1 protein-coding gene is annotated in these 874 nt (G+C 38.7%); it reads right to left on the bottom strand.

All coding sequences use genetic code 11. The features are described 5' to 3' along the window. Positions 1-711: transposase (locus FHP05_RS15145; RefSeq protein WP_147670797.1), on the bottom strand; the 711-nt coding region annotated here is incomplete at its 3' end. Positions 712-874 lie beyond the last annotated feature (163 nt).

Below are 874 nucleotides of genomic sequence, written 5' to 3' on the forward strand. Positions count from 1 at the left end.
AGATTGTTTTGGTGCCTTACGCTCCGAACGCAGTTGTTTCCGTTCGCTTCCAACTTCACTTGCCTCAATTTGTTTGTCATATTCTTCCACTTTTTTATCAAGATTTCCTACAATGTTTTTCATTTCTTCAACGGAGAGCTCTTCTAAATTTTCTCGCTCAATTTCTGGAATAATTTCATTCTCAAGTAACTCATCATACATTTGATTTGACTTTTCTACTAGCTTAGAGTGATATTTTTCTGTCGATTTTCGCCAGACAAAAGTGAATTTATTTGCGCTCGCTTCAATCTTTGTGCCATCAATGAAAATTGCTTCTTCATCAATCAGTTTTTCTTCAACTAATTGACTCCTGAACTGGACAAAGCACTCCCGCAATAACTTTTCTACCTCAGGATGTACTCGAAAACGATTAATGGTGCGATAACTCGGTTCATGTCCTTGAGCCAACCACATCATCCGGATACTGTCTTTTAATAACGCTTCGATTTTTCGACCAGAGAAGACGGATTGCGAATAGGCGCATAAAATAACCTTCATCATCATCCGTGGGTGATAGGCTGGGCGGCCAGTTTGACGCAAGAACCCTGCGAATGCCTCATCAGGAATACTTTCCACCAGCTCATGGACCGTATAGGCAATATCATTTTCCTGTAATTTTATTTCTAAATCTAGCGGCAAGACAACTTGATTCATGGTATAATGTTTAAACATAAGGACACCTCTTTTTAAATTATTGTCTGGTAACTTTAATTTTATCAAAAGGTGTCCTTTTTGTTTACTCAAATAACAACATAAAAAGGCGTGGGGCCTACACTTTTTTTAGTGTAAGCTCCCACGCCTTAGTTTTTATTTACTGGGGTTTTGTCCCAGCCTC

It is taken from the genome of Cerasibacillus terrae (assembly GCF_008039555.1).
GTDB lineage: Bacteria > Bacillota > Bacilli > Bacillales > Amphibacillaceae > Cerasibacillus > Cerasibacillus terrae.